Source organism: Sphingobium sp. DC-2 (assembly GCF_000722555.1).
In the GTDB taxonomy this organism is placed as follows: domain Bacteria; phylum Pseudomonadota; class Alphaproteobacteria; order Sphingomonadales; family Sphingomonadaceae; genus Sphingobium; species Sphingobium quisquiliarum.
The window spans coordinates 1-4,950 of sequence record NZ_JNAC01000111.1 but is presented as its reverse complement, the minus strand read 5'-3'; the positions used below and the strand labels follow the sequence as shown (position 1 = coordinate 4,950).

General features: G+C 59.6%; 5 protein-coding genes and 1 pseudogene. 5 read left to right on the top strand and 1 reads right to left on the bottom strand.

The window, feature by feature from the left end; all coding sequences use genetic code 11:
* The first annotated feature begins 394 nt into the window (after positions 1-394).
* Positions 395-613: a hypothetical protein gene (locus ET21_RS0119090; RefSeq protein WP_156029302.1), complete on the top strand. Its 219-nt coding sequence runs from the start codon at positions 395-397 to the stop codon at positions 611-613.
* 18 nt (positions 614-631) lie between these two features.
* Here ET21_RS0119090 and ET21_RS0119085 read toward each other — a convergent pair whose 3' ends face one another.
* A complete protein-coding gene (locus ET21_RS0119085) occupies positions 632-1,246 on the bottom strand; it encodes a TetR/AcrR family transcriptional regulator (protein ID WP_202807141.1) in 615 nt (204 codons plus the stop codon).
* Between the two features lie 89 nt (positions 1,247-1,335).
* Here ET21_RS0119085 and ET21_RS0119080 point away from each other — a divergent pair, with 89 nt between their 5' ends.
* The 4 genes and pseudogenes from ET21_RS0119080 to ET21_RS0119065 form a co-directional block, all read left to right on the top strand.
* Positions 1,336-2,265: a ketopantoate reductase family protein gene (locus ET21_RS0119080; RefSeq protein ID WP_023082459.1), complete on the top strand. Its 930-nt coding sequence runs from the start codon at positions 1,336-1,338 to the stop codon at positions 2,263-2,265.
* Positions 2,258-3,109, top strand: coding sequence for an alpha/beta fold hydrolase (locus ET21_RS0119075; protein ID WP_024310275.1), 852 nt, complete (start codon positions 2,258-2,260; stop codon positions 3,107-3,109). The genes ET21_RS0119080 and ET21_RS0119075 overlap by 8 nt, the downstream gene beginning before the upstream one ends.
* On the top strand, positions 3,109-4,086 hold the full coding sequence (locus tag ET21_RS0119070) for a DMT family transporter (RefSeq protein WP_030540898.1): 978 nt from the start codon (positions 3,109-3,111) through the stop codon (positions 4,084-4,086). Before ET21_RS0119075 ends, ET21_RS0119070 begins: the two co-directional genes overlap by 1 nt.
* Before the next feature lie 49 nt (positions 4,087-4,135).
* Positions 4,136-4,900 (top strand): annotated as a pseudogene (locus ET21_RS0119065) (LysR family transcriptional regulator); the annotation flags it as partial.
* Positions 4,901-4,950 lie beyond the last annotated feature (50 nt).

Sequence of the window (4,950 nt, the reverse complement as noted above, 5' to 3'; positions counted from 1 at the left end):
GACGTGTTCTCCAAGATGACCAAAATCGCAGCTTCGGGCCGACTGGGCCAGGAAGGCCCGGAACCACACCCAGGCCGCGCAGGAGCGCCCAGGAAGCCCGGAACCGGGCGAGGGTAGGGGATAGGTGCCGCTGACCCCGGAAAACGCTGCCACGGCCCGCACAGGGCCAAATTTGGGGTCGCCTCAGAATCTTGGCGTGCCCGTTCTGGAGCAACTCGCGGCGACGCACCTGCTGCGAAGTGGACCGGCCGCTACCGGACATCTTCATCGTTTGCGACTACAGCGTGATGCACTGATCCACGCAGTAGAATCACATTTACCGGGCTGGCGCTTCGTCCCACCTGCTGGCGGGATGGCGCTGTGGTGCGAGCTTCCACGCCGAGGCGCAACCGCATTGGCCTCCATGGTGGCCGCCAACAATGTCATCATTTCGCCCGGCCCGGTCTTTTCCCTGGGGGGCGGGCTGGATAAATTCGTTCGCCTGCCTTGGACTCGGCCGGCAAACGAGTTGCAGGATGCCGTCGAGCGTATCGCCATCGCATGGCATCGCATTGAGCAACATGGCCACCACGGACATCCAACCCCCACACACGGGCGGTTCATCGTCGTCTAAGCGATGACCTCGGCTGATTCAGGCCTCGAATCCCAACGCCGTGAACGCATGCCGCGTGATCGCCTCCAGTGTGCGCCGGCTGGGCCGGGTCTTGGCCAGGACATTGAGTCCTTGCGTCGTGCATACGAGAAATACGGCCGCTTCGGCCGCATCGACGTCCCGCGATAGTTCTCCCGCTTGCTTTGCCCGCTCGATCGCGCCAGATAGGGCCGTTTCCAGCCTGGCCAGGTGGAGTTGGAAGGCTTCGCTGATCTGCGGATCATTCATGGCGAACTCAACGATCGAGTTCGTCACAAGGCATCCCCAGCGCCGTTTGCCGTCCAGCATCGCTTCGATGAGGGCGGCGTAGTAGTCGGCAATCCCGGCCCGACCGGACGGATTGCTGTTCAGGCGCGCGATCGTCTCTCGCGACATGGACGCCATGTAGCTCTTCAAAGCCTCAATGAAGAGGCCGTGCTTGTCACCGAAGGCGGCGTAGACGCTGCCCGGGTTGAGACCGGTGACCCGGCAGATCTCCTGCATGCCAGCCCCGTCATAGCCCCGCTCCCAGAAGACGTCCACCGCGCTCTCAAGCACCGCATCGCGGTCAAAGTTTCGTATTCGGCCCATGGTTTTTAATGATTCATCAATCAAGAATCTTCACACGAATCAAGCATACATTGCCTTGGAGACTTGTTGAAGTTAGAATTTTCTTGAATTCATATTCAAGAATGGAGCCGTGGATGAAAATCGCGATCATGGGCACCGGAGGCGTAGGTGGCTATTTCGGAGCCAAACTGGCCCTCGGAGGCAACGACGTCAGCTTCATTGCCAGAGGGGCGCACCTGGCTGCCATCAAGTCCCAAGGCCTCACTGTGCGCAGTCCGCTAGGGGACATGCATGTCCCCACGCCCAGAGCAACCGACACGCCGTCGAACGTCGGGCCAGTCGATGTCGTTCTATTCGGTGTCAAGCTTTGGGATACCGAGGCGGCCGCCAAAGCGATCAAGCCGCTGATCGGACCCGAAACGATGATGATCTCGTTCCAGAACGGGGTGATCAAGGACGAATTGCTGAGAGCCACGCTCGGAGAAAAGCCGGTAGCAGGTGGCGTTTGCTACATCGCGGCAACGATCGAGGCCCCGGGCGTCATCGGTCATGCCAACAACTTGCAGAAGCTGGTCTTTGGCGAGTACGGCGGCCATCGCAGCGCGCGTATCGAGCGCTTCCATCGGGCCTGCATCCAGTCGGGGATTGATGCCGAAATCAGCGACGACATCGCCAGAGTGATCTGGGAGAAGTTCGTCTTCCTGGTTGGGCTGTCGGCGACCACCGCGTCCACGCGGTGCCCGATAGGCGTGGTGCGCAGTAATTCGGTTTCCCGCAAGTTGCTCGAAGGCGTTATGCAGGAGGTGGTGGACGTCGGCCGGGCCGAAGGCGTCAATCTCGCCGCCGACTTTGCCGTGGACCGACTTCGCTTCTGCGACCAACTACCCGCCGATATGACCGCTTCCATGCTGCGCGACCTGGAACGCGGAAACCGGCTGGAAGTGCAGTGGCTCAGCGGCGACGTCAGCAGCAGAGGCCGACGGCTCGGCGTGCCCACTCCGCGAAATTCAGTGGTCTGCGAAATCCTTGCGGTTCATGCGGATGGGGCGCAGCGCCATGAATAACGAAAATCTTGAAAATGGCTTTCTTGACGTGGCCGGTTACCGCATCGCCTACACGCGCCAGGGCCACGGGAGTGCCATCGCCCTTGTTCACGGCATTCCCACGAGCCGCCATCTTTGGCGCAACGTCATGCATCTCCTCGCCGCATCAGGCCATGAAGTGCTTGCGATCGACCTTCTCGGCTATGGCGATTCCGACAAGCCTTCGGACACGGACCTTGGAATCCATGCGCAATCCGAAATCATCTTTCAGGCGCTTTCGGCCCTGGGGTGGAAGCGCGCGACCATAGTGGGCCACGACATCGGAGGTGGGATTGCCCAGCTCCTGGCCATCAACCATCCCGAAATTCTGGATCGCCTCGTTCTGATCGACTCCATCCTCTATGACTCGTTTCCAGAGCCTGGGATTGCCCGCTTGAAGGAGCCGGCTTGGGACGAAATCCTTGGCGCAGCAGATTTCGATCTGAAGAAGGGCCTGGCGAAAGGCTTTTCACGAGGCATGTTCCATACCGATCGAGTTACCGCTGAACTGGTTGATGCCTATGAGCGTCCGTTCCATGGCATCGACGGGAGGCACGCATACCTGCGTGCAGCCCGGGCGTTGAGGACAGAAGAACTTTCCTCGCGCATGGAGGACGTCGAGAAGCTGGCCGTGCCTACGCTCATCGTCTGGGGCAAGCTCGACACATTCCAGCCGTTGCACTTCGCAGAGCGCCTGGCCGGAAAAATGCCCAATGCCCAAATCCAGGTATTTGATGAGGCTGGGCATTTCCTGCCAGAGGACGTGCCGGAAGCGCTGGCGTCCCGTATCGCTGAATTTACAAGTACCCAAAAAGGAGCACGCTGATGGCACGAAATGTCCACGCTCCTGCATCCAGCCAGGCTGGCTTCCTTGTCACGCTTTTTGCATCGACCTTCTTGATGGGGTCCAGCTTCGTCGCAGGAAAAATCCTGCTACAGCAGGGTTTCACGCCGATGATCCTGGTCGGGTGGCGCTTCTTTGCCGCGGCCTTGGCGACCTTGCCGCTAGTGTTGGCCGGCGAGCGAAATATTGTGGCGGCGCTCCTGCCGGCCAAAGCAGGGCTGCGTGATGTTGCGCTGGTGATCCTGATTGGTTTGCTTCAGACAGCCGCCGTCATGGGGCTGCTTTTCTGGGCCATGCAGTTCATCTCCGCATCGACCGCCGCCATCCTGCTTTTCACCAATCCCATCTGGGTTGCTGTCCTGGGTCGCATCTTCCTTGGCGAAAGCCTGCACCGAGCGAGGCTCGTCGGGTTGCTTCTTGGCGTTGTCGGTGTTGCGCTTGCCATTGGTATCAGCCCATCCATGTTTTCTGGCGGGATGACGCTGGCTGGCGAGATCATCGGCATCGTCTCTGCGCTTTGCTGGGCAAGCGCGACGCTCATCAATAAACGGGCGGCATTGCCGTTCGCGCCTTGGGCCTTGAGTTTCTGGCAAATGCTGGTGGGTGCGATCGCCATTCTAGTCATCGCCTACATCAATGGCGAGCAATGGCCCGATAACGTAACGCGGGAGCAATGGGGATGGTTTCTCTGGCTTTCCATCCCTGCATCAACGGGTTCATTTGGCCTCTGGTTCGTGGCGCTTAAAAGAGGTGGTGCAACAAGAACCAGCGGATTTCTGTTCTTGGCTCCGCTGTTCACGGTCATCCTTGCGTATTTCATCTTGGACACGGAAATTTCCTGGATGCAGGCTGCTGGCGGAATATTGATAGGCCTTGCTTTATGGCTAGTCAACCGAGAACTGCCGGCAAGAAGTCGGCGCGAGAGGGCTGACGAGGTAATCGCTGAGGGCGAGCCGTGATGAAGATACGTTATTTCTGTTAGTCATCGGGTCACCGCAGCAGGCCAACATGGAAATTCGGCATTTGCGTTGCTTCGTAGTATTGGCGGAAGAGTTGCATTTCACCCGTGCTGCGGAGCGCTTGCATATTGAACAACCCCCTCTTTCGCGGGCCATCAAGGAGCTTGAGGACGAGCTGGGGGTCGTACTTTTCAATCGAAACCGCCGGGGGACGTTACTGACTGCAGCGGGTGCAGCCTTCCTGCAAGATGTCCGTCGGTTGTTCACCGTTCTGGATCAGGCGCGAGAGAACGCAAAGGCTGTTGCGGCAGGCTTGCGAGGTAGTCTGCGCATCGCGATATCCGACGGGGCCATCGACCCCCGACTGTCGGCGTTTCTTGCCCGTTGTCGTGCAGAAGAGCCGGAGGTCGAGATACGTCTATCAGAAGTGCCTTTGGCCGAGCAGTTGCGCGGCCTGCGCTCGGGCGATTTCATGATCGGGTTCGCACATACGGCCGACGTCGGCGACGGCGTTGTTGCCGAACCAATCTGGCAAGACCCGCTGGTGATCGCGGTGCCAGCCCGGCACGCATTGCTCGTCCACAAGGAGGTTCCACTCCACGAACTGGGAGGGCATCCGCTTGTCTTGTGCAACCCGCACGCATGCGAGGGCTATTGCCGCGAGCTGGGACGCCTCCTGCAAGCGGTGGAGCACAAGCTGAACGTCGTGGAGAAAGTGTCCTCGCTGGACATGATGCTTACCTTAGTCGGCGCAGGCTATGGCGTCGGCTTCATGACGGCGACCAAGATTCCGGTCTCCCAACGGCCGGATGTGGGGGTCTCCTCGTTTTCAGTGCAATAAGTGACGGTACGCAAAGCTAGCAC

Excerpts from the sequence above, each read along its gene's own strand:
- ET21_RS0119080 (WP_023082459.1), top strand. The coding sequence starts at position 1,336 with ATGAAAATCGCGATCATGGGCACCGGAGGCGTAGGTGGCTATTTCGGA.
- ET21_RS0119075 (WP_024310275.1), top strand. The coding sequence starts at position 2,258 with ATGAATAACGAAAATCTTGAAAATGGCTTTCTTGACGTGGCCGGTTAC.
- ET21_RS0119070 (WP_030540898.1), top strand. The coding sequence starts at position 3,109 with ATGGCACGAAATGTCCACGCTCCTGCATCCAGCCAGGCTGGCTTCCTT.